This window comes from Psychrobacter sp. GP33, from assembly GCF_014119005.1.
GTDB lineage: Bacteria > Pseudomonadota > Gammaproteobacteria > Pseudomonadales > Moraxellaceae > Psychrobacter.
The window spans coordinates 314,703-335,668 of the sequence record NZ_JACGYX010000003.1; the positions used below are offsets into that span (position 1 = coordinate 314,703).

At 41.7% G+C, this 20,966-nt stretch carries 10 protein-coding genes and 1 tRNA gene; 3 read left to right on the forward strand and 8 right to left on the reverse strand.

The window, feature by feature from the left end:
- Positions 1 to 128: 128 nt before the first annotated feature.
- The 7 genes from H2245_RS06130 to H2245_RS06160 form a co-directional block, all read right to left on the reverse strand.
- Positions 129 to 1,919 carry an ABC transporter permease gene (locus H2245_RS06130; RefSeq protein ID WP_182406496.1) on the reverse strand — a complete coding sequence of 597 codons (1,791 nt, stop codon included), beginning with the start codon at positions 1,917 to 1,919 and terminating at the stop codon, positions 129 to 131.
- Positions 1,916 to 3,214: an ABC transporter substrate-binding protein gene (locus H2245_RS06135; RefSeq protein ID WP_182406497.1), complete on the reverse strand. Its 1,299-nt coding sequence runs from the start codon at positions 3,212 to 3,214 to the stop codon at positions 1,916 to 1,918. The genes H2245_RS06130 and H2245_RS06135 overlap by 4 nt, the downstream gene beginning before the upstream one ends.
- Positions 3,215 to 3,323: 109 nt before the next feature.
- Positions 3,324 to 5,477 carry an FAD-dependent oxidoreductase gene (locus H2245_RS06140; RefSeq protein WP_182406498.1) on the reverse strand — a complete coding sequence of 718 codons (2,154 nt, stop codon included), beginning with the start codon at positions 5,475 to 5,477 and terminating at the stop codon, positions 3,324 to 3,326.
- A 71-nt stretch (positions 5,478 to 5,548) separates the two neighbouring features.
- Positions 5,549 to 6,217, reverse strand: coding sequence for a DsbA family protein (locus H2245_RS06145; RefSeq protein ID WP_182406499.1), 669 nt, complete (start codon positions 6,215 to 6,217; stop codon positions 5,549 to 5,551).
- Between the two features lie 399 nt (positions 6,218 to 6,616).
- A complete protein-coding gene (locus H2245_RS06150; RefSeq protein WP_259365106.1) occupies positions 6,617 to 6,928 on the reverse strand; it encodes a LysR substrate-binding domain-containing protein in 312 nt (103 codons plus the stop codon).
- Between the two features lie 462 nt (positions 6,929 to 7,390).
- A tRNA-Arg gene (locus H2245_RS06155) sits at positions 7,391 to 7,463 on the reverse strand.
- A gap of 113 nt (positions 7,464 to 7,576) precedes the next feature.
- Positions 7,577 to 8,383 (reverse strand): hypothetical protein, encoded by an 807-nt coding sequence (locus H2245_RS06160; RefSeq protein ID WP_182406500.1) that lies wholly within the window; start codon positions 8,381 to 8,383, stop codon positions 7,577 to 7,579.
- 568 nt (positions 8,384 to 8,951) lie between these two features.
- On the opposite strand from H2245_RS06160, the gene H2245_RS06165 reads away from it, so the two are divergent.
- The 3 genes from H2245_RS06165 to recD all read left to right on the forward strand — a co-directional run bounded on the left by H2245_RS06165 (position 8,952) and on the right by recD (position 20,274).
- A complete protein-coding gene (locus H2245_RS06165) occupies positions 8,952 to 13,445 on the forward strand; it encodes an exodeoxyribonuclease V subunit gamma (RefSeq protein WP_182406501.1) in 4,494 nt (1,497 codons plus the stop codon).
- Positions 13,446 to 13,517: 72 nt separating this feature from the next.
- Entirely contained in the window at positions 13,518 to 17,969 is a 4,452-nt protein-coding gene (locus H2245_RS06170; protein WP_182406502.1) for an exodeoxyribonuclease V subunit beta, read from the forward strand.
- A gap of 88 nt (positions 17,970 to 18,057) precedes the next feature.
- Entirely contained in the window at positions 18,058 to 20,274 is a 2,217-nt protein-coding gene (gene recD / locus H2245_RS06175; RefSeq protein ID WP_182406503.1) for an exodeoxyribonuclease V subunit alpha, read from the forward strand.
- Between the two features lie 94 nt (positions 20,275 to 20,368).
- Here recD and H2245_RS06180 read toward each other — a convergent pair whose 3' ends face one another.
- Positions 20,369 to 20,932, reverse strand: coding sequence for a hypoxanthine-guanine phosphoribosyltransferase (locus tag H2245_RS06180; RefSeq protein ID WP_182406504.1), 564 nt, complete (start codon positions 20,930 to 20,932; stop codon positions 20,369 to 20,371).
- Positions 20,933 to 20,966 lie beyond the last annotated feature (34 nt).

The following is a 20,966-nucleotide window of genomic DNA, read 5'->3' on the forward strand; positions in this document are numbered from 1 at the left end:
GAGCGTTATTTATAGCAACTAGCTACTGGTATAAATTTTTCTTGCTTGCTGTTCGCCAGCGTGACAGAGGCTGCAAAAAATCCATACCAGTAGCACTGTCCCGTTTTTTTTAGTTTAATTTAATTGTATTAATGCTTTGCACTTTTAAAAAAGTATTTAGGTAGTAGCCACGCTAGGGTAAAACCGATTAACGGTAGCACCATTTGTATGATGGCATAAACGGCGCTGGTGCGTCTGCTGGCACCATTAGCAAGGGTGACCGCTTCTGTAGTTATAGTGGCTATACGCCCGCCACCACCTAACAAGGTTGGTAAGTACTGCCCAAAACTGATCGCCAATCCTAATGCCACTGCAATCAAGATAGGTGCAAATAATTGTGGTAATTTAACCTGAAAAAATACTTTGCTAGGGGTAGCGCCAAGGCTTGCAGCTACATTAGCAAAGCGCGGATCTAAGCGCCGATAGCTACTTGATAGCGATAAAAATACATAAGGCAGTACGAACAATAAATGGATAAAGACGACGTTAAAAAATGCGGTTTGGTTATTGACCAACTGCTGTAACCATACCAAGCCAAATAAAAAGGCAATGCTGGGTACTAATAGTGGTAAATAAATAATCAAACTGGTAAAAGGGGATATAGCTTTGTCAGTCAGCTGTTCTGATTCTAAACACAGCAAAGTGAGCACCACAGCAAAAGTGGTCGTCATTAGACCGATAGTAATTGTATTAAAGAGGGGGCTGCCTATCTGCATAAAAGCGCTTTGAAAATGCAGTAGGACAAATTGTTCTGGTAGTGCTGCGGGAAAACGCCAAAATCCTGCAACCGACCACATCACCAGCCCAATCAATGCCGTTACTATAAAACCGATAACCACAGTAGTGACGACTACGGTTATTTTTTGCCAAACAGTATCGCCATAATTACGCTGACCATTGGTGATGGACTGATGACATAAGAACTTTACAACCTTTTCACCAGCCAGCCAAAAGACAAGTAAGCCAGCGGTTAAGGCAAGTTGTAATATTGCACCAGCAGAGGCTTTGAGACGTAAGTTTAAATCAACATCATTAAACCAATTTATAATGGCAACAGCCAATGTTGGCGGGGTATTGGGACCTAATATAAGCGGCATCTCGACACTGGCGCTGGCATAAGCAAGTACGGCAAGTATGGGCAAGCGTAATAACGGATAAAGGCTGGGCAATACTACTTTAAAAAAAGCCGTCATTGGGTAGTAGCCTAAATTAAGCGCTACTTTGTGCTGCTGGCGTAACTTTTTGCCAAATTCAGGTTGCGCCAATGCGCCGAGCGCCATGAGCAATAAGAAGGGCAGCTCTTTTAGCGTTAAGCCCAAAATAATACTGATACCATAGGCATCGTGCGGAAATATACCGTGCGGTGCCAGCTCCCAGCCAGTTAACCACGGTGAAATCAAACGGGAGAACATACCAGATGGCGCAATTAAAAAGCCAACGGCAATCGCAGCTGCTGCGTGTGGAATGACTAAAATAGGACTAAGTAGACGCTCAATACGATTGAGCCAAAAACTATTGAAAAAAGTAGCCAGCATCATGAGTGTGATAACAAAGGCGAGCAGGGTACTTATTAATCCAGCTGCTATGCTTAAATCAATCATTTTCGCAAGCCCCGGCGTTTGCCAAAGCGCCTTAAAACCTTGCAGTCCAAATGTTGTTTGCTCAAGTGCTGGCGCCCAACCAAAGGCCGGTAATAGCACACTGATTAAACCGCCAAGTACAGGCAATATAAGCAAGAGTAATAAAAATCGTGGGCTCAATTTTACAAGCTTTGTAAAGTTATCGACCTTGTAATGCGCTATTGGTACGCTATCGGTTTCTTCACTCGCAGTTCTCTTAGACTCTTTGTCGTCTAATTTTTTATTAGGCTCGGTACTCATGGACTGACCCCATAGTGCATCTGCCAGCCTTGTATAATTGCCTCAACCCAGCTGGGATGCGGCTCGCTCACTGTGCGTTTGATACTATTAACAGGCAAAGCGCTAGGATGTGGCGTACTTATTTTAAATAGTGCTTGTTGCTCGGGGCTGAGTATGGATTGAACCAGCACTGTGCTATCACCCCAAATATGAGGTTTTTGTTTGTGGGCCTGTGCGGCAGGGCTAAGTAAAAAATTAGTAACCAATTGCGCGCTTGCTTGATGACTGGCGTTATAAGGGATAGCGACAAAGTGAGTGTTACTCAAACTACCGTCATTCATAGCGTAGCTACGAATACTTGTCGGTAAGTCATACCGCTGTACCGCAGCAGGTATTTCTGGCGCTGAAAAGGTGAAGGCTAAGCTGAGTTCGGTATCATCCACTAAGCGGCGCATCTGCGCACCACTTTGCATAAAAGACTCACCCTTGCGCCATAGTGTCGGGTGTAATTTGTCTAAAAAATGCCATAATGGGTCTAATACTAGTGCTGTATTCTGCTCGGTCGCTGGCTGGTTCAGCTGTGCCTTTATGTTGGCAGGACTTTGCTCATGGAGCATGACTAACGCATATTTCAAAAAGCTCATACCCAAAAAATCAGGCGGCTTTGGGTAACTAAAGCGTCCGGGATGTCCGGCACTCCAGCGTGCTAGCTCATTTAATGTGGTCGGTGGCTTATTGTTTTTTGTTCCATCAATCGCTAAGCTGTCATAATAAAAAGTAAGCGACGCCTGCCCCCATGGGGCTTCCATGCCTTCAGTAGGAATACCAAAATCAAAGGTAACGGTAGGGTTGTTATCAGGGTCGGTAAGGGTAAAATTTGGTAGTTTATTGGACCATTGTTTTAATAATAATGAGTGCTCACTCATGGTGGCAAAATTAGCCCCATTTATCCATACCAAATCAACACTACCTTGGCTGTTGTTGTTGGCTGATTTTTCGGCTAATACTCGGCTGACGGCTTCGCTGGTATCGCTGAGTTTGACATGCACTAAGTTGATATTGTATTTGGCCTTAACTTGCTTGGCCACCCACTGCAGATAAGCATTTATCTGCGGATCACCGCCCCACGCATAAAAGTAAACCTCTTGGCTTTTACCCTGTGTTTCTATTTGCTGCCAATATGATTGATTTTCGATACTGGTATGGGTAATTGCCGTGCTTGATGTAATCCCCAAGCAGATACTTAAAAAAACACCGATTGCCCCCCAGTAAAGGCGGTAGCGTGTCAGTATTAGCCAAGACTTCATAGAGGGCATTTAGTGTCTACTTTTTGTGTAAGATTAGTGTGGTCTAAAATTAATGTTTATTGCTTTATTTAATAAGAAAGTCAGTCAAAGATAAAACATTTTAAAACATGCTAAAAAACTATCCTCGACGCCACGCATGATATTTTTCTATCCATTTTAAAACGCCTTCAGGCGCATGTGACCGTTTCCATTCACCGGCTACCGACTTATTACCTTCAGCCCAAGTAGGGTAGCTATGAATGGTGCCCAGTATTTTGTTAAGCCCTAAATTATGCTTCATAGCCAATACAAATTCCGCCATTAAGTCGCCTGCATGTTCAGAGACGATAGTGACCCCAAGAATCTTATCTTTACCTTTTGGGGTGATGACTTTGATAAAGCCTTCAGTTGCGCCTTCAGTAATAGCGCGGTCTAATTCTTTAAACTCAAAACGAGTCACTTCATAATCGATGCCTTTTTCGATAGCTTCTTGTTCATTGACGCCCACGCGAGCGACTTCTGGATCAATAAAGGTCGTCCACGGTATCACTCGATAATCTACTTTAAACTTTTTAAGATGACCAAATAAACCGTTAACGGCGGCGTACCATGCCTGATGTGATGCCACATGCGTAAATTGATAAGGACCGACGATATCACCTGCAGCGTAGATATTCGGATATAAAGTCTCTAGATATTCATTGGTTACAATCGTGCGATCTGTTTCAATGCCTAATGCTTCAAGACCATACCCTTCAAGCCGAGCGCTACGGCCAACAGCACAAAGCAGCTCATCATATTCAATAGCAACTTCTTGTTGTTGACGTTCAACGATAAGGAATTTTTTACTACCGCGTGCTTCGCAACGTATCGCTTGATGCTCGGTTAAAATATTAACGCCACTTGCTGTCAGTGACTCAAAAGCAAAACTTGATACCTCAGTATCTTCTTTTTTCATCAGGCGAGCGCCCCTTTCAATTTGGGTAACGCTTGAACCAAGCCTGGCAAAACTTTGTGCCAGCTCACAGCCAACCGGTCCGCCCCCAAGTACCACAAGCCTTTTAGGCGCTTCATCAAGTTGAGCGAATTTATCCCATATGGTATCGCTAGTGACATAGCCGGTTTCTTCAATACCCGGTAGTGGCGGTACAAAGGGGCGTGCTCCTGTGGCGATAACGATAGTACGTGCTGTAAGTGTTTGCGTACCGCCATTGTTAAGTTTGATTTCTACCGTCCATGGGTCAATTAATTTAGCGTAGCCTTTGAGGACTTCTACGCCCAAATCGGTATAACGCTCGACACTGTCATGCGGCGCAATATCGTCAATCACTGTTTGTACACGTGCCATTACTTTTTTGAATGAAAATTGTGGGGTCATATTTTCTAAGCCGTAACGCTCGCCATGACGAATTTGCTCAGCAACTTTGGCGCTTTTAATCACGGTTTTACTGGGTACGCAGCCATAGTTTAAGCAGTCACCGCCCATCTCACCAGCTTCGATTAAAGTGACTTTGGCTTTCACAGCTGCCGCAATATAGCTAGTGACTAAGCCGCCCGCACCAGCACCGATGACTATCATATTACGGTCGAATTTTTTTGGTTTATTATAATCTTTATAGACGCGACGTTCTTTAAATCCATTCAAAATCGCTTTAGCAATCAGCGGAAAGAAGCCTAATAATGCGAAGGATAAAATCAGATTAAGCGATAAAATACCTGATAAGCTCTCCACTTGTCCCAATTGCGTACCAGCATTTACAAACACAAAAGTACCAGCCAACATGCCAATTTGGCTTACCCAATAAAATGTCCGTGCTTTAATAGCGGTGAGACCCATTAGCAGGTTGATTAAAAAGAATGGAAATATCGGCACTAAACGCAAAGTAAATAAGTAAAATGCGCCTTCTTTTTTAACGCCAGCATCAATAGACGCAAGACGTTCTGGGAAGCGCTGCTGAATCGTATCGCGTAGCAGATAACGTGAAACTAAAAAGGCTAACGTAGCACCAATGCTGGAGGCAAAAGAGGCGACCAATAAACCTTCAGCCAAACCAAACAAAGCACCTGCGGCCAAGGTCAAAATAGCTGCGCCCGGTAAGGATAAGGCAGTTACCAATACGTATAGTAAGAAAAAGCCACCAATAACTAGTAATGGAGATTGCGCTTTATATTGCTCAAACTCCGCCATTGAGCCTTTTAGCCCATCCAGCGTCAGCAATTGGTTTAGGTCAAAATAAAAAAACAGAACGATAGCCAGTGCTGCAATCCCTAATAAAACTATTTTTTTAATCATAAAATGTCCGTTTAAGTAGTACAGCAAAGCTCTGAATGTTTAGATATGGTCTGACTGGCTTTAGTCGGATATCAATCGGGCATTTCAGCCAACTGTTTTAGAATACTGATATAGCTCTCCACCCCTTGTGCACCGCTGACGAGATGACGGTCGTTAAAAATAACTGCTGGAACACTCTGGATGCCTTGTTCACGCCAGTGCTGTTCGGAGTCGCGTACTTCTTTTGCAAAGCGCTGTTCCTCAAGAACGGTTAATGCTTCTGCACCATCCAAACCAATCTCTGCAGCTATATCCGCAAGTATTGCTTTTTCAGAAATATTTCTATTGTTGGTGAAATATGCGTTGAATAATGCCTGTTTTAAATCATTGGTACGCCCATATTGATTGGCCCAATGTAGCAGTTGATGGCAGTTAAAAGTGTTGTGTACTAAAGTATCGGCATTAAAACTAAACTTAAAGCCAACTTCTGCACCTGCTACTGTCATTCTGTCTCGACTCTCTTGGACTTGCTGTGCAGTACGATTGTGTTTTTTGGCTCCGTGCTCGCGCAAATTTTTGCCCTCAAGTGTCATATCAGGATTTATCTCGAACGGATGCCAATGAAGCTCATATGCGGTATTGGTCTGCTTCAATGCTTCCGCCAGTTGACGATAGCCGATGATACACCAAGGGCAAGATATATCCGATACGATATCTATTTTTAATAATTGCTTTGATAATGACGGCTCTGAATGTTCCATATAATTTTCCTTTAACGATTGTCTATCACTTTAACTAAAAAAATGGTTGCCCGATTGACTTCTGAACAACAATTTTTTATGCGATAGTTTTTTGAACAACAGTACAAGAACAATAAAAAGGTTATAAAACCCCAAACGAGTTAAACTATTAGTCCGCATGATTAGTCAATTTTGTGCCATGCAAATTTTTGGAATGGCTTGTCTATCGGAGTATTGGTCAGATGGCTAGTATGGATTATTAGTATAGTTGCTCATGACTTTTTGAGCCACACCAAGAATAATTTCAAGAATCTGACGCTTGGTGAACCCAGCCTCATGATTTTGAGTGAATGCTCATATTTATTGTAAATAGTTAGTCTTGAATTTTGTATGTTATTTAGTTTTTTCTCAAGTAGCTGTTTAATTTGATTCGTAATGCTGATGCGCTAACTGAATAAAAGCTTTCGTAGCTGCGTTTTGGTAAGCGCCTTTTCGTTGCAGTAATACCGCAGTGCGCTGAAATAAAGAGGGTGCCAGTGCGATTGCAATCAGCTTATCTCGATTACTTACGATGTTGGATGGCAATAATGTAGTCAATTGAGTGTGGTGTACGATTTCAAGAACAGCGCTTAAGAAATTGGCCTTCATCAGCACCTTTGGTCTTATGTCGTGTTGCCGGCAATAATGTTCAATTTGTCCACGAGTGACAAACTCATGGCTGAGCAGTATCAATCATTGCTCGCTTAGTGTTTGAAAATCAAACTCCAATATTAATAAAGCCACCTGAATATTTCTAGAAATAGTAAGAGCTCGCTAAAGCATAATAATAAATGCCTAGTGCATTTTATATATACAACTAGGCCTAGCGCTTTGATTTATATAAAGATTTTATTGATAATGCTATATCCTAAAAAAATATGCTTTACTACTTGAGAAGTAAGAGTAGTGTTGCCACGCTACTTATTACTTATGAGTAAAAGTTGAGTTCTATACTCTGATTTAATTAAAGTAAGTACATTCTAAACCCTTAAGAAGCAACTTTTGACTTTACTATGACGGTATCCTATTTTAGTAATCAGTTTGATACCGTCATTTAACAGATAGATAAAAGTAAATAAAGACGGCTAAGCAACAAAAAACCCTGTAGCCAAAGGGATACAGGGTTCTAAAGTGATATAAAAATATATTTTAAAGTGCGCCCACCAAGACTCGAACTTGGATCGATCACTTAGGAGGCAACTGCTCTATCCTGTTGAGCTATAGGCGCGTTATAGGGTGCCATTGTAAAAAAAAGAGACAACAAAAGCAATCTGTTTTAAGGTAAAGGTTAGCCATATTTTTTTATGATTGGTTGTATCTATGTACAGTTTCTCTCTTCTCTCACTTATCACCATTGCTCAGCGCATCGGCAAGCTTAACATTTGACTCCCCTCGAGCGCGTCTGTGACTGGATGCTGGGTTAAATAGCTCATCCACGCTATTTTTATAGCCGTCTACATCATCATAACCGTGCTTTTTTAACACATCTTGTCCACTACTTGAGAGTAAGAAATTACGAAAGCTGATAGCAACAGGATTTTCAGTCAGAATAACACCGTCAACGGTGTGCCCATCTTTTATCGCATAATTAAAAGAGGCAAGGTGACGCGCTTGATTATTATCATTAGCGATGGGTGGGTCAATATTATCTGGCTGAGTGGTCTGTTGTGCCATACCGTCGAGATTAACTTTACTCGCGTTACGCTCAGTTTGAGCCTTATTTAATAAGTCCTGCAAAGGAGATAGTCGTGATTGGGATATTTTGCTATCGGCAATAATAATATCTATATTAACAATAAAATTAGAGTCTTTCTGATCAGTGGTATTTGTATCCGGTAGAGTAAATAGCATTGTTGAAGTAACATAACGTACTAACAGTTGCACGTCTGGGTAGCGTTTCTCAAATTTGGTAATGATATCATCAAGCGTTATCTGCATACTTTTTTCTGCTTGTACGTGTAAAATGCTGATAGGGGCTGTATTACTTTTATCGTCGCTATCAGTGTCTACTTGCTCATTTTGGCTCACAGCAATGGGTAATGGATTGGTGTTTTTAAGATTGTTGTGCCATAACCAAGCAAAAACGCTAATAACCATAATAAGTAGCAATATCAGTAGACCAACCAAAATGAGTTTATAGTCTTTCATAGGGAGTTGCTTATCTTTTAGGAAATGGTCAAATAGGGAGTAAAAACGGTAGTACTAATCAGAAGGTAAAACTCTATAATATTTACGCATGACACAATTTTTGCTCAATAAAAAGCTATTCATCTTTTTAAATACGACACCAGTTGTCGCAATATCACATACGTTACTAGTAAGCCTCTTGTGTTAATGGCACACTACAACGCTATTTATTTTACATAGCCTAAACATTATTATATGCAAGACGATTTGGAGCTAAACTATTTATTTGTGCTTTATACATTTAAAGAATGCTGATAGTTATATGAATTATTGAAAGCATAAAAGGGTGTGTATTTTAGCAGAAAACTGAAAATATCACGACTGTTAAATATCTTTGCTAACGGTAATAATTGTCCCCTAATAATGTACAGAAAGTAGTTCTAGGCAACGATAGAAAAGTCGTTAAGTTTTATGTTTGCCAGCTATGCTAGCATTTACGCTCAATGTACGCGTGTTACCATAGAATGTCGCTTATTGATAATATGCGCTCTTTACTTCTTGTTTTATCGTCCCAATTTGATGGTTATCTATGTTTACGATTATACAATCCCACCGCACCGAAAATCTTGTTGATCAGCTTCTTGTTCAATATCAGTCTAAAAATCAGCCTGTTTTTGAGCCTTTTATTGTCATTGTACCTTCAATGGTATTGGGCGATTGGTTGGATAAAACCATTGCGAGCCGTGCAGGTATCAGTACTTTGGTGCGTACTAAATTTTGGGGTCAGTATCAGTGGACGCTTATGCAGGATGTGTTGACTCGCCATAACGCGTATTTATTAGAGCAGAACCCTGAAGCGGTGACCTTTAATGTGCCTGAGGTTGCGGTATTATCACCAACGGTGATGCAGTGGCGATTATTTGGCTATTTGACTTACTACCAAGATTTGATTGTTGCAGATGAAAAACATCCGGTTAATCCATTATTAGCGTCTTTGATTGATGGGCCAAAAGAGAATGTACTACAAGACATTTTACTACAGGATAAGGCCCAACAAGATGCGCGTATTTGGCAGCTGGCAAGTGATTTGGCGCGGGTATTTAATCGTTATTTAACCCATCGTGAAGATTGGCTGGCACTATGGTCATATAACAAGCCGCTTAATGTGGATACGTTGATAGCAGATAAAGATGCCTTGTCATTGCGCTTTGATAAATATGCGCGCGGCACACCTGAATGGTTGGTTGAGCATTATGCTGAGTTAGAAGTTGCTCAACGCTTCTTATGGTCGCATTTATTTGCCGATGTGCATCAGCACCGCGTTGTATTGGAAGAAATATTTTGGCAAGCACTAAAGTCAAATAAGGCTAGCGAGCAAAACCAGTTACCCAAAGTGCTGCGTATCTTCACCATTCAGCAGCTACCACAGACTGAGCTCGACTTTTTGCAGCGCTTGTCACAATACATGGATATTACGCTGTTGCATTACAATCCATCAAAACTGTTTTGGGCAGATATTGTTGATAAATCGTGGTTACAGCGCCAGCAGATTATTAATCCTGAAAGTGTATTTTTGCGTGATTATGGGCATAGCCTGCTGTCACGTTTGGGCAAGCAGTCGCGAGATACCTTTGCGATGCTTGCCAACTTGTCAGGTAATGAGCAATATCAAGATGCGCTTGTAGAGTGGCAAGATAACTTTGAGAATAGTGATGATGAGTTTGGTCTTAGTTTTGATGATAGCTTCTATGATGTTGATGATGCTAATAGCTCTCAAATTGCGCAAAATAGACCAAGTTTATTAAGACGTTTGCAAAACGATGTGTTGATGCTTGATGAGAAATCTACCCAGCAAGCAACGGCTGCAAAAGTTTCGCAGGAAGTGAGTAAGCAAATAGAGCTGGGCTTTGATAAAGAAGAGCAAGAAACACCATGGTATGAAGATGAGGCATTAGAGAACAAGCGCTTTGAAAAAGACCGTTTTTGGGCAATGTCTGCGCAAGATAATAGTCTAAGCATTCATTCGTGCCATAGCTTGCAGCGTCAGCTCGAAGTGCTGCGCATTATGATTGGGCGCTGGCTAAATGAACCTATCAAAACTGGTGATAAAAAGCGCCATATATCAGACATTGTTGTCTTGCTGCCTGATGTTGAACGTCATCATGCATTGATTAGCTCTATTTTTGTTAATGGTAAAGGTCAAGATGGTTTGACCCTACCTGCTAAGGTAACCGGTGTTGTCGATGCGGATATTCGTCAGTTATGGGAGGGCATTATTGGTTTTTATAAGCTGTTAGGCAGCCATAGTGCCCGTTTTGAAGCGGCTGAGGTCTTAGATTGGCTGATGCTAACGCCTTTGTTTGAAAACTTTGGGCTAACCCGCGAACAAATGAGCCGTGGTTGCGATTTGTTGGTAGAGGCGGGCTTTATCCGAGGCTTTGATGAGCTGCATCTTAAGCAGACCCTAGATAGTAACGACTTTGATTATCGATTTAGTTTTTCGCAAGCGCTAGATAGATTAACCTTAGGTCTGATTATGCCAGAAGCTAAGTTGAGCGACTGCCTATATCCCTTAGATAAAGATGAATGGCCAAGTACTGCATTGCCAGAAATGACCCTACCGCTGCCACAGGTGAGCCTAAACGATGCGATGATTGTTGAGGCCCTTTGCCGTATTTATGCGGGTTTGGTTGAACGACGCGATGACCATACGCAGAAAATGAAAGCAGAAGACTGGCTCGATCAGATTGAGACACAAGTCATTCATCGTTACTTTGGCGATGTTGATCAAACACGCACGATGCGCGCCATCTATAATGCCATGAATGGTTTTAAATCTAGTCTGCGAGCCAATCGCCATTATAGACAGTACTCTAGTGGTGATAGCGCCAATAAAGAAGTAGAGCAAAAGCTAGCGAGCGTTGAGCAGTTGCCGCTCAAGCTGAGCTTTATGCTAGATAGTATTGAGGCGGAGCTTGAAAGTCAGCAGGTCAGTGCTGAGCCGACAGGTGTCATTACCTTTGGTAAATTTGGTGCATTAAGAAACGTACCTTTTGACTTGGTAATCATGCTGAATATGAATCTCTCTGAATTTCCCGGGCGTGACCGTGATAACCGCTACGATTTGATGAAAGCCACCAACGCCCGTCGCGGTGATAGAGTCAGTGAAGATGATGATAATGGGGCGTTCTTAGACGCGCTGCTGTGCGCACGGAGTGCTTGCTGGATATTCTATAACGGTCAAAGCCTGACGGACACTCATGAGCACCTGCCAGCTAATCCAGTCAGTGAGCTATTACAGTTTTTACAAGGTGAGATACAGTGGCAGGTGAAATCGCTCGAAACATTGGACATGCTGCCTGAGAACATTGACTCAACTACCGAGAGCCTCAAGCGCTATTTGCCTAAGCTGATTAAACAGTGGCTGTTGACTGAGCATCCAGCATTGCCTTTTCATGAGAGTTTATTCGAGACAGAAGTTGAAGGCGATAGCTTTTCTGAGCAAGCGTCTAATCCCAGTGCAAATAATGGGATTAACGATACTGAAGACAATAGCGCTATTGATATCACCGATGAGTTGGATGCTTTGTTGAATAAAGCCATACGTAAAACCAAGTTAGCGCAAAAAAAGCAGTTTCCGCCTGCGCCGCTTTGGCAAGCTGTGTTTGATACCTTAAAGGGGCGAGTATCTAGCGAGCATCCAAAGCTGGTAGGCTTACCGACAAAAGCGCAATATGAATCAATTGCTCAGCTGCTTGGTCAAGGTTTGGGTCAGCTTGGGCAAGTAGACAGTTCAGTCTTTGCTTCATTGATTGAGATGTTAGCGCTAGATAGTACTGTTGCTGATGTCAGTGATAGTAGCGATATGAATGAGGCACTTATCAAAACAGTGTTTGATAGCGTGTTTAACATTGGGGAGATAGACATTGAAGGGATGCTCGCCTACCAAGTTCGCCACCCTGCCAAGACTTTTTTGCGTACTCAAAAGGTGCATGTGGTGCAAGGCGAAGAGGCAATGGCGCATCAAGAGCCACTGTTTTTAGACAGTTTAACCACCTATCAGATTAAAGAGCATTTGATAAATACACTAGCTAACGATGCCACTGACAAGAATGATGATGGCGAGGCTAAAAAAGACAGTCAAATTTTGATGTATCAAAAAATCATGCCAGCAGGTGTGGCTCGGCAGACCACGTTGCCCAATCAACAACAAAAACTGCAACAGCAATGCCTAGAGTTCAAAGAGCAGTTAGTTGCTAATGGCTTTGATGAGGCTGGAGAAGGTAGTATAGATGGTTTACAGTTACTGACGCCAACCTCTGAGCACCCTGTGCAGATAGAGCTAGCGGCTGTGCTAAATCGTACTGACAATGGGTCACTACTTAAGCTACTACCTAAAATTATTAAGATAAAAGGCTCAGTACCAATATTAGCACCAGTACTAATACCAACATCAGCCCTGATAGATACTCATAATAGCCGCTCTTATCTACAGGCTGGCATGCCGTATGCTGAGCAATCACCTAAGCAGTGGCTAAACATATTGCCTAATTCTGGCAGTCCTAAGCATTTACTCAAGTTTTGGTTGTCGCATCTGTATTGGCAAGTTGCCAGACGAACTACTGCTGAGCAAGCGGCATTAAATGATGGCGTGAGCATTTGGCGCTTTAATAAGTCCAGCTCGCAAGTCAAAAAGTATGACAAAGTAATTGCATTTAAACTAAGCCCAATCGTATATGAAGACGCATTGGCTGAGTTAATTAAGTGGGCGATTTTTGCCAAGCTATCTGGTCAAGTGCCTATTACGTTATTGCCGGAATATGCACTCAGTTATCTTGATAAGTATCTAAAAGCTGAAGAAGGTGATGGTGGCAGCTATTGGCCAAAACGAGCAGACTTCTCAGACTGGCTAAGGTCTGGCTACCATACAGACACCGTATACGATACCTGCTCGCAACATGCTATTTGGCAATACGTACTGCGTGACCAAGATGCGTTTAAAGCCTTATCATCGGCATTGATCACCTTAGCACAGCTGCTGTATGAACCAATGTTTGTGGCGCTAGACGGCTTAGATGGCTAACAAATAACTGGCTAAGACAGCTTGTTTTTAGCCGATTAATCTCATAGATAATAATAAAAAGTGTACGCCTATATGACTGATTTTACTGACACAAGCGATATCGTTGATATATCTATACAGCCCCACTTATCTGATGACTACCTAGATGAGTCACATAACTCATTCGATAAGCCGACTCATATGTCTGAGAGCGAAGGTATGAATAAGGCTATGATTGAGCAAAAGGCTGATGTGATACCGGCGGTTGATGTTGCGTTGTCAGGTCGACATCTGATCGAAGCCTCAGCTGGTACTGGTAAGACTTGGACACTAACTGGGATTATGCTACGTCTGCTGATTGAAGCGCGGCGTGCACCAGAGCAAATTATTGCTACGACCTTTACTCGAGCCGCTGCAGCTGAGATGCGTCAGCGTATCCACGACCGTTTGGTGGATTTTTATCAATTATTGCAGTGGGTTAATAGCCTGAGTGCTGACTCTAATAATAAAGATACCTTGTATCCTAACGTATTGCAGGTGACGCCTGAGACGGCTAACGATAAAAAAACAAGCAAGGATTTAGACGTTGAAACAGATATTAATGAATTCAATCAAGACATTGGCTATGATCAACAAATCGCTGCTGAAAAACGTGCACAGGCAAAAAAAGAACGTGAGTGCTGGCTAGTAGAACAGGCTAAGTACGCTCGCTTAGATAGCACTATGGAAGACCCTATTAATCTGCATTTGATTGGGTTTTTGCTTAACCATGTGCACAGCTATCCAATGACCGAGGCAATTCGACGCACTGCGCTAGTACTAACCACCTTGGATAAGCTGTTTGTAGGCACGCTTGATAGCTTGGCGCAAAAATGGTTGATTGAATACAGTAGTGAGACCGGTCATCAGCAAGGTATGGCCATTATTGAAGACAGTAGTATCGAGCAAGTTACTGACAGTATTATTCATGATGAGCTGAGGCAGTTCCAAAGCAAACTGTATCATGAGCAGCCTAAGCTATATGCGCTAATGGATCAGCAAGGCAAACTGACTGCAGTTAGCGATCATAAAAAATATGTGACGCGCTCGCTTAACTTTATTTCAGTGCCGATTGATGACATAAAGCTAGGGCAAGGTTTTGATTTTGAATCGTATGAGCGACTGCTTAATGAGTTTGCTCAGTTAGATTTGGCAGATATCCAGCCGTATTTAAATCCTGATTATAGAAAGTCTCAAGGGTTTAATGGGCGTTCTAATTTATTCAAACAGTTTGATGCTGTTATTGAGGTGCATCAAAAGATAGCGGAATATCAGCTAGCATTTACTAGTTATTTAAATGAACGCGAAAGCAAGATTCTTACTTCATTGCAGGATTCCAGATATCCTAATGAAGATGGCAAAATTAAGAATTTTAATAAGAATAAAGAAAGAGAACATGAAGCTTTTTTCGAGTTAGAAACCATCAGCAAGCTAATGGCTCTCTTAGATATGGCTGACGGTCTAAATCAGCACATGGTGTTGTTATTAGCCAATCTTAATCGTCATATCGTGCTTGCAGTACGTGATAGATTACCAATCATCTTAGAAGAGCGCGGTGAGACTACCTTTAGTCTACAAATGGTACGCTTAAACCAAGCGTTAACGGGTCGGCAAGGAGAGAAGCTGGCACGTTATATTCGTCACCATTATCCGGTCGCTCTGATTGATGAGTCGCAAGACATCAATGGCGAGCAAGCCATTATGATTGAAAGCATCTATTTGCCAAAGAGTAAACGTAAACAGTCAGCCACTAATAAAGCCAGTCATGAGTTCTTACTGTTGGTTGGTGATCCAAAGCAGGCAATTTATGGATTTCGTGGCGGGGATGTGGCTAATTACAATTATATGAAAGCACAGTTTGAGAAAAGCAGTCTTTGGACGCTTGATATTAATCGCCGCTCAAATGCTGGTGTGATTGATGCACTCAATTGCTGGTTTGGCATGTCAACGGTAAAGACGGGCGAGAATAAGTTAGCCCAGCTAGGTTCTGGTATTTATTATCAGCATATTAAAGCTGCAAAGCCAGAAAAGCAGCTGTCTTGGTTTAATGAGCCAACTACTCAAAGCAGTACTTTAGTGACCGATGTGCTCTCCGCTCAACCAGTGAGTTTATTACACCTACCTTATGACAAAGATAAAGAGCTTGAGTACGATGAGCATGAAATCACCGCGCGTCATATTGCGACTTTACTTGGTAGTGGCCAGACCTTAAAAGGTAAACCAATTCAGCCCAGTGATATAGGCGTGTTGGCGCGTACCAAAAAAGATTTGAAACGGGTTGAAGACGAGCTCGTTAAGCTTAATGTGCCAACCTTGACCACCAGTGATGTCAGTATCTTTGAAACCATCATGGCAGAAGATGTGGCAGCACTGCTCAGTGCCATGCTATATCCATATCGTCATGACATGATTAATCGGGTTTTGACTAGCCATCTGTATGGCCTAAGTATCAAAGACGTCAAAGCCATGATGACGGACCATGAGTCAGGAGTTACGGATAGTAGTAGCTTGAGTAGTGCTAGTACGAAAGCGATTGATAATAAAAAGAGCTATCAAGACTTTATTACCTACCTAAAACAAGGTGCTCAAAATTGGCAGCACTTTGGTGTCTTGTCGGCACTGCATTACCTATTAGATAAAAATCCCGTACAGCCGCAAGGCGTTTGGCAAGCCTTAGCGTCTCATCCAGAAGGCGCTCGTCACATCATGGATTTGCGTCATATGATGGATGTCTTGGCCCAGTATGGCATAGGTATGGGTGAGCATGAACTATTGGCTTGGTTTAGACAGAATATAGATGCTGCGCCTAATAGCGATTGGGCTAAGCAGTACCCGCTACCCACTGAGTCTGGTGTGCAGCTGATGACCATTCATAAATCAAAAGGGCTTGAGTTTCCCATTGTCTATGTATTGGGTATGGGAGATGCCAGTAGGCAGTCGGGTAATAAAGAAGATTATGGCTTGTATTTATATAATGCCCAGCAAGCTCCATCGATTTTAGTGCAACAATCAACAGAGAGTCAATCGACGGGCAATCAGCGCCGCTTCTCACCTGTAAAAGGCTCTGCGACCACCGAAGGCTATTACACTGATATCGAGACAGAAGAGGACTTTGATGAGCTGCGCAGGCTTGGCTATGTTTCTTTTACTAGAGCCAGTGAGCAGCTTTATATAGTGTTACGAGATCCTAGTGGCACAAGAGATATGGGTCGTAAGCCTGTGTTTTATTGGTTTGATTCATTAGATGCAAAATTTGATTTGCCTGATAGGCTCAAAGGCACCATAGGGATGATTCGAGGGCATCATGTTAATGATTTTTATAACAGCTACCATGGCAGTAAAGATGCTAATGCAGTAGGCTCAGCGAGTAACACAAAGCTTGCCACTTCCAAGCCCATAACTAAGGCTATCGAGTATGCTGCGTTTTCAGAGATTATGAGAACAGATTACTTTTATGGTTGGGCTAAGACCAGCTTTACGGCTTTAGCTCGTCAGCTAGATGAATCTACACAGGCGCTGGCTGTGGTGGATGAACGTATGGATGATGCCTTAGATATTGATATAACAGAGTCGGCAGTATCGTTCACTACTAAAGATTCTCTTAAACCAGAAGATGATATCCGTTTTACTTTTGTGAAAGGTGCCAATGCCGGTACATTTTTGCATGAGATATTTGAAAAAATTGATTTCAGTAATAAATCGCAGTGGTCTCAGGTGATTGATAGAGCGGTTAGTAGTTATCAGTTGCCTCTAGTTTACAATAGCGCTGAACAGCAAAGCCGATTATTACAATCGAAGAATAAAGAAGATACCCGTCAAATTGATCTAGACTCAATAGATGCTACCAAACATCAAGCATTGCTTGGCTGGATCGAAGAGGTGCTACAGGCGCCGCTATTAGCGTCCAATCAACCACTACAATCTATTAATACAGAACAGAGATTTGCTGAATTAGAGTTTAATATGGGGCTGTCAGAGCGCTTTAGAGCGCAAGATATTAATAGACTCTTTCAGCAATATCTTCCAAATGAAGTGGACAAACACGTTAATCTTATTCCACAAAATAAAACGCAGTTGTATCGTTATCTGCGTGGTGAAATTGACTTAGTGTATGAGCATGCTGGCAAGTATTACGTGGTCGACTATAAAAGTAACTATTTAGGTAATAGCCTAAGCAGTTATAACGAAAGTACACTTAAGCAAGCCATGTCCAAAGCAGGATATTGGCTACAGGCAGCGATCTATCAAGTGGCATTACATCGCTTCCTTGCCATGAGGGTTGGTGATTATGTAGGTAATGAAGAAAAGTACCTTGGGGCTGTTGAATATGTCTTTTTACGGGGCGTGTATGACTCAGACTCTCAAGCGACTGCCAATGTATCACAAAACGTTAATGAGCCTGATAATAGCCACTCAATGCGCAATGAGCGCTATGGATTAGTCACTTGGGATATTCCAGTTGAGTTTATCAAGGCATTAGATGCGTTGTTTGGGTTGCCAGATTAGCGGGCTATAAATAACGAATTAAATAACGAATTAAATGATTAATTACCATGATAGCGATTAACTGGGCAACAATAGAGATAAGAATACTATGAGTAATAATAACAATAAGAGCAGGGCGGCAGTAAGCTTACAAGAAAGTTGGGCTAGTAACATCAGTGACTATATTTTGCTGCGCCGTCAGCAAACGCATGTAGCGTATAACGTAACTGACTTAGCGGCTGATATGGACAGCAAACAAATCGATAAAACTGAAGAAAAAGGCTTGTTTAGCGCTTTATTCGTTATGTTGGCAACTCACCTGGAAGAAGGGCATACCGTCTTAACAATTGAGTTAGCTGAGGATGAGATACCGCTACAAGGTCAAATTAATGGCGATTTGGTCACTCTATATACTTGGCAGCAGCAATTACTACAAATGCTAGCAGCGCCAATCTTAGCATTGATTGACACTCGAATAGAGACGCAGCTAGATGATGATTCTACAGCTGAAGCTGAGTTATCATTATTTGTCTTGCTAGATATTATGTTTGCCAAGCGCGCTCAGCTATGGGCGCAGCTAGCACTTACTAATCATGAAAAAGAGATACTGATTAAACGGTTTGACACAGTTGTTATGCTTTACCAACTATTAAAAAACACGGATTTAACCTCTTTTGTTGAATTAATTCATCAACAAAATTTATTTATTGACGCTAATGCTAATAGCAATACTATTAATGATGAATATAAAAATAGCCTAAGTGAAATAAATAAGCCTATCATATACAAAATAACTAAAAAGCAAAACAGCAACAAGCCAAAATTTTTATTAACTTTTTGGCTACATCGCTCGTGGCAAGCAGAATTTAATTTAGCGCAGCAGGTTAGTAGTATTTTAAATCAAAAAATAAAACCTCTAGAAATATTAATACCAGAAAAATTAAAGGAGCAGCAGGTAGCGGCTATCAATGTGGCTAATAACAATGCTTTTAGTATTATTACTGGCGGACCAGGTACAGGAAAGACTTATACTGTTGCTCAGTTAGTGATTGCGCTGCAACAAGCTGCAGAGAGTGGGGGTGATGAACATAAGCACATTAAGTTCAGTACTGACAGTGCCAGTTTAGCGTTAGCGGCACCAACGGGTAAGGCTGCCCAGCGAATGCAGGAGTCTTTACAAGCGGCTCTAGATGCAGCGAATGTGCAGCTACAATTGCAAGAAGCTAAGACCATTCATCGCTTGTTAGGCATTGGTCGGACGGGTAGACCTCGTTATGATGCCAAAAATCCACTTGGCGAAGATATTATTATCGTTGATGAGGCATCTATGCTCGGAGTTGAGTTGGCGAATCATCTTGTAAGTGCAGTCAAGCCAGGTGCCAGATTGATACTGTTGGGAGATGCGAACCAGTTAGCAGCGGTAGATGCCGGAGCAGTGCTGGCTGACTTGTGCCGCATTCCATTATTAACACACATACATGCAGAGCTAACAGAGAGTCAACGATTTAGCGCAGACTCAGGTATTGGTAAGCTCGCTTATGAAATCAATCAGTCAGAGACCGATACACAAGCTATTTGGCAGTTATTGAAACAGGATGCAGCGCTAAGTTTTCAGTATGTAAATATCTTACAAGCAGAGAATATTATAGATAGTAAAATAAAAAATAGCCTAAGTAATATTAAAATTATTTCAAACCTCACATTAAACTACCATAAATATATGAGAGAGGTTAAAAACTTACTAAAAAATCCAACTGAAAAATCCATGCCAGAATCAGTAAAAAGTACACTTACATCATTAATGCAAACATTTAACCAGTTTAGAATTTTAACTGCAGGTCATAATGGTGAATGGGGTGATCATTACATCAATAACCATCTCACTCAGTGGCATCTTGCTGAGCTGAAGTTGCCGCTCGGTCAAAATACATGGTTCCATGGTCGTCCCGTTATGGTCCTACAAAACAACTATGAACTTGGATTATTTAATGGTGATATCGGTTTTTGCCTTCAAACAACAGATGACAGAAGCCGACTTGAAGTGTTCTTTGAGAACAAAACGCAAGGAATTGCCGTCAATTTGCTCAATGAAGAGGTTATTGCTACGGCATATGCAATGACCATTCATAAATCACAAGGGTCAGAGTTTGAGCATGTAGCCATTACTTTTGATAATAGTCATGCAAGACTTTTAAGCAAAGAACTTATTTATACAGCTGTAACACGTGCCAAAAAACGGGTGTCTATATATAGCACGAGACACGCTTTTGAAAAAGCTGTCCAGACACCGACTGAGCGTCGTACTGGCTTGGCATTACAGTTTTAGTTAGTATTAATTACGCTAATTATCAACAAATAAGCAATAAAAAAGCACTCACTGGGTGCTTTTTTATTATGATATCAATTCAACCAAAAATTGATTACATTTTGTCTTCTTTAATAGCATAAATACCCGGCAGATGGCGCAAGTAACCATGAAAATCCATACCACAACCGTAAACATAGCGATCAGCAACGTTGATACCAACAAAATCTACATCAAAACCTTTAACTTTACGATCATGTTCTTTATTAAGTAGAACACAAGATTCGATAGACAAAGGACTTTCTTTACCGAGCTCTTCGACAATGGCTTTTAGTGTAATACCTTCGTCAAAAATATCATCGATCAATAAGACATGTTCGCCCTTGATACTAACATCAGGCTTAAATTTCCAATCAAGCTCATTCGTACCTTGGTTATCACGATAGCGTGAAGCGTGGATATAATGCATGCGATGATAAAAAGTTAGGTGAGTCAATAGCTGACCGGCTGGGATAAGACCGCCATTCATAACGACCATAACAATCGGGTTTAGACCAGCATAGTGTAGATTAAGCTGTGCGGCTAGGCGCTCATAAGCGGCGGCAACTTCGATGCTGCTGATTAGGCATTCTGAGTTGCGTAATGTTTTTTCGATTTCTTGATTGCTGATTTGGGTCATGGGTCGCGCCTTCGGTAAAAAGTGCTGCTTATTT

Excerpts from the sequence above, each read along its gene's own strand:
- H2245_RS06170 (WP_182406502.1), top strand. The coding sequence starts at position 13,518 with ATGACTGATTTTACTGACACAAGCGATATCGTTGATATATCTATACAG.
- H2245_RS06140 (WP_182406498.1), bottom strand. The coding sequence starts at position 5,477 with ATGATTAAAAAAATAGTTTTATTAGGGATTGCAGCACTGGCTATCGTT.
- H2245_RS06160 (WP_182406500.1), bottom strand. The coding sequence starts at position 8,383 with ATGAAAGACTATAAACTCATTTTGGTTGGTCTACTGATATTGCTACTT.
- H2245_RS06130 (WP_182406496.1), bottom strand. The coding sequence starts at position 1,919 with ATGAGTACCGAGCCTAATAAAAAATTAGACGACAAAGAGTCTAAGAGA.
- recD (WP_182406503.1), top strand. The coding sequence starts at position 18,058 with ATGAGTAATAATAACAATAAGAGCAGGGCGGCAGTAAGCTTACAAGAA.
- H2245_RS06180 (WP_182406504.1), bottom strand. The coding sequence starts at position 20,932 with ATGACCCAAATCAGCAATCAAGAAATCGAAAAAACATTACGCAACTCA.
- H2245_RS06135 (WP_182406497.1), bottom strand. The coding sequence starts at position 3,214 with ATGCCCTCTATGAAGTCTTGGCTAATACTGACACGCTACCGCCTTTAC.
- H2245_RS06145 (WP_182406499.1), bottom strand. The coding sequence starts at position 6,217 with ATGGAACATTCAGAGCCGTCATTATCAAAGCAATTATTAAAAATAGAT.
- H2245_RS06165 (WP_182406501.1), top strand. The coding sequence starts at position 8,952 with ATGTTTACGATTATACAATCCCACCGCACCGAAAATCTTGTTGATCAG.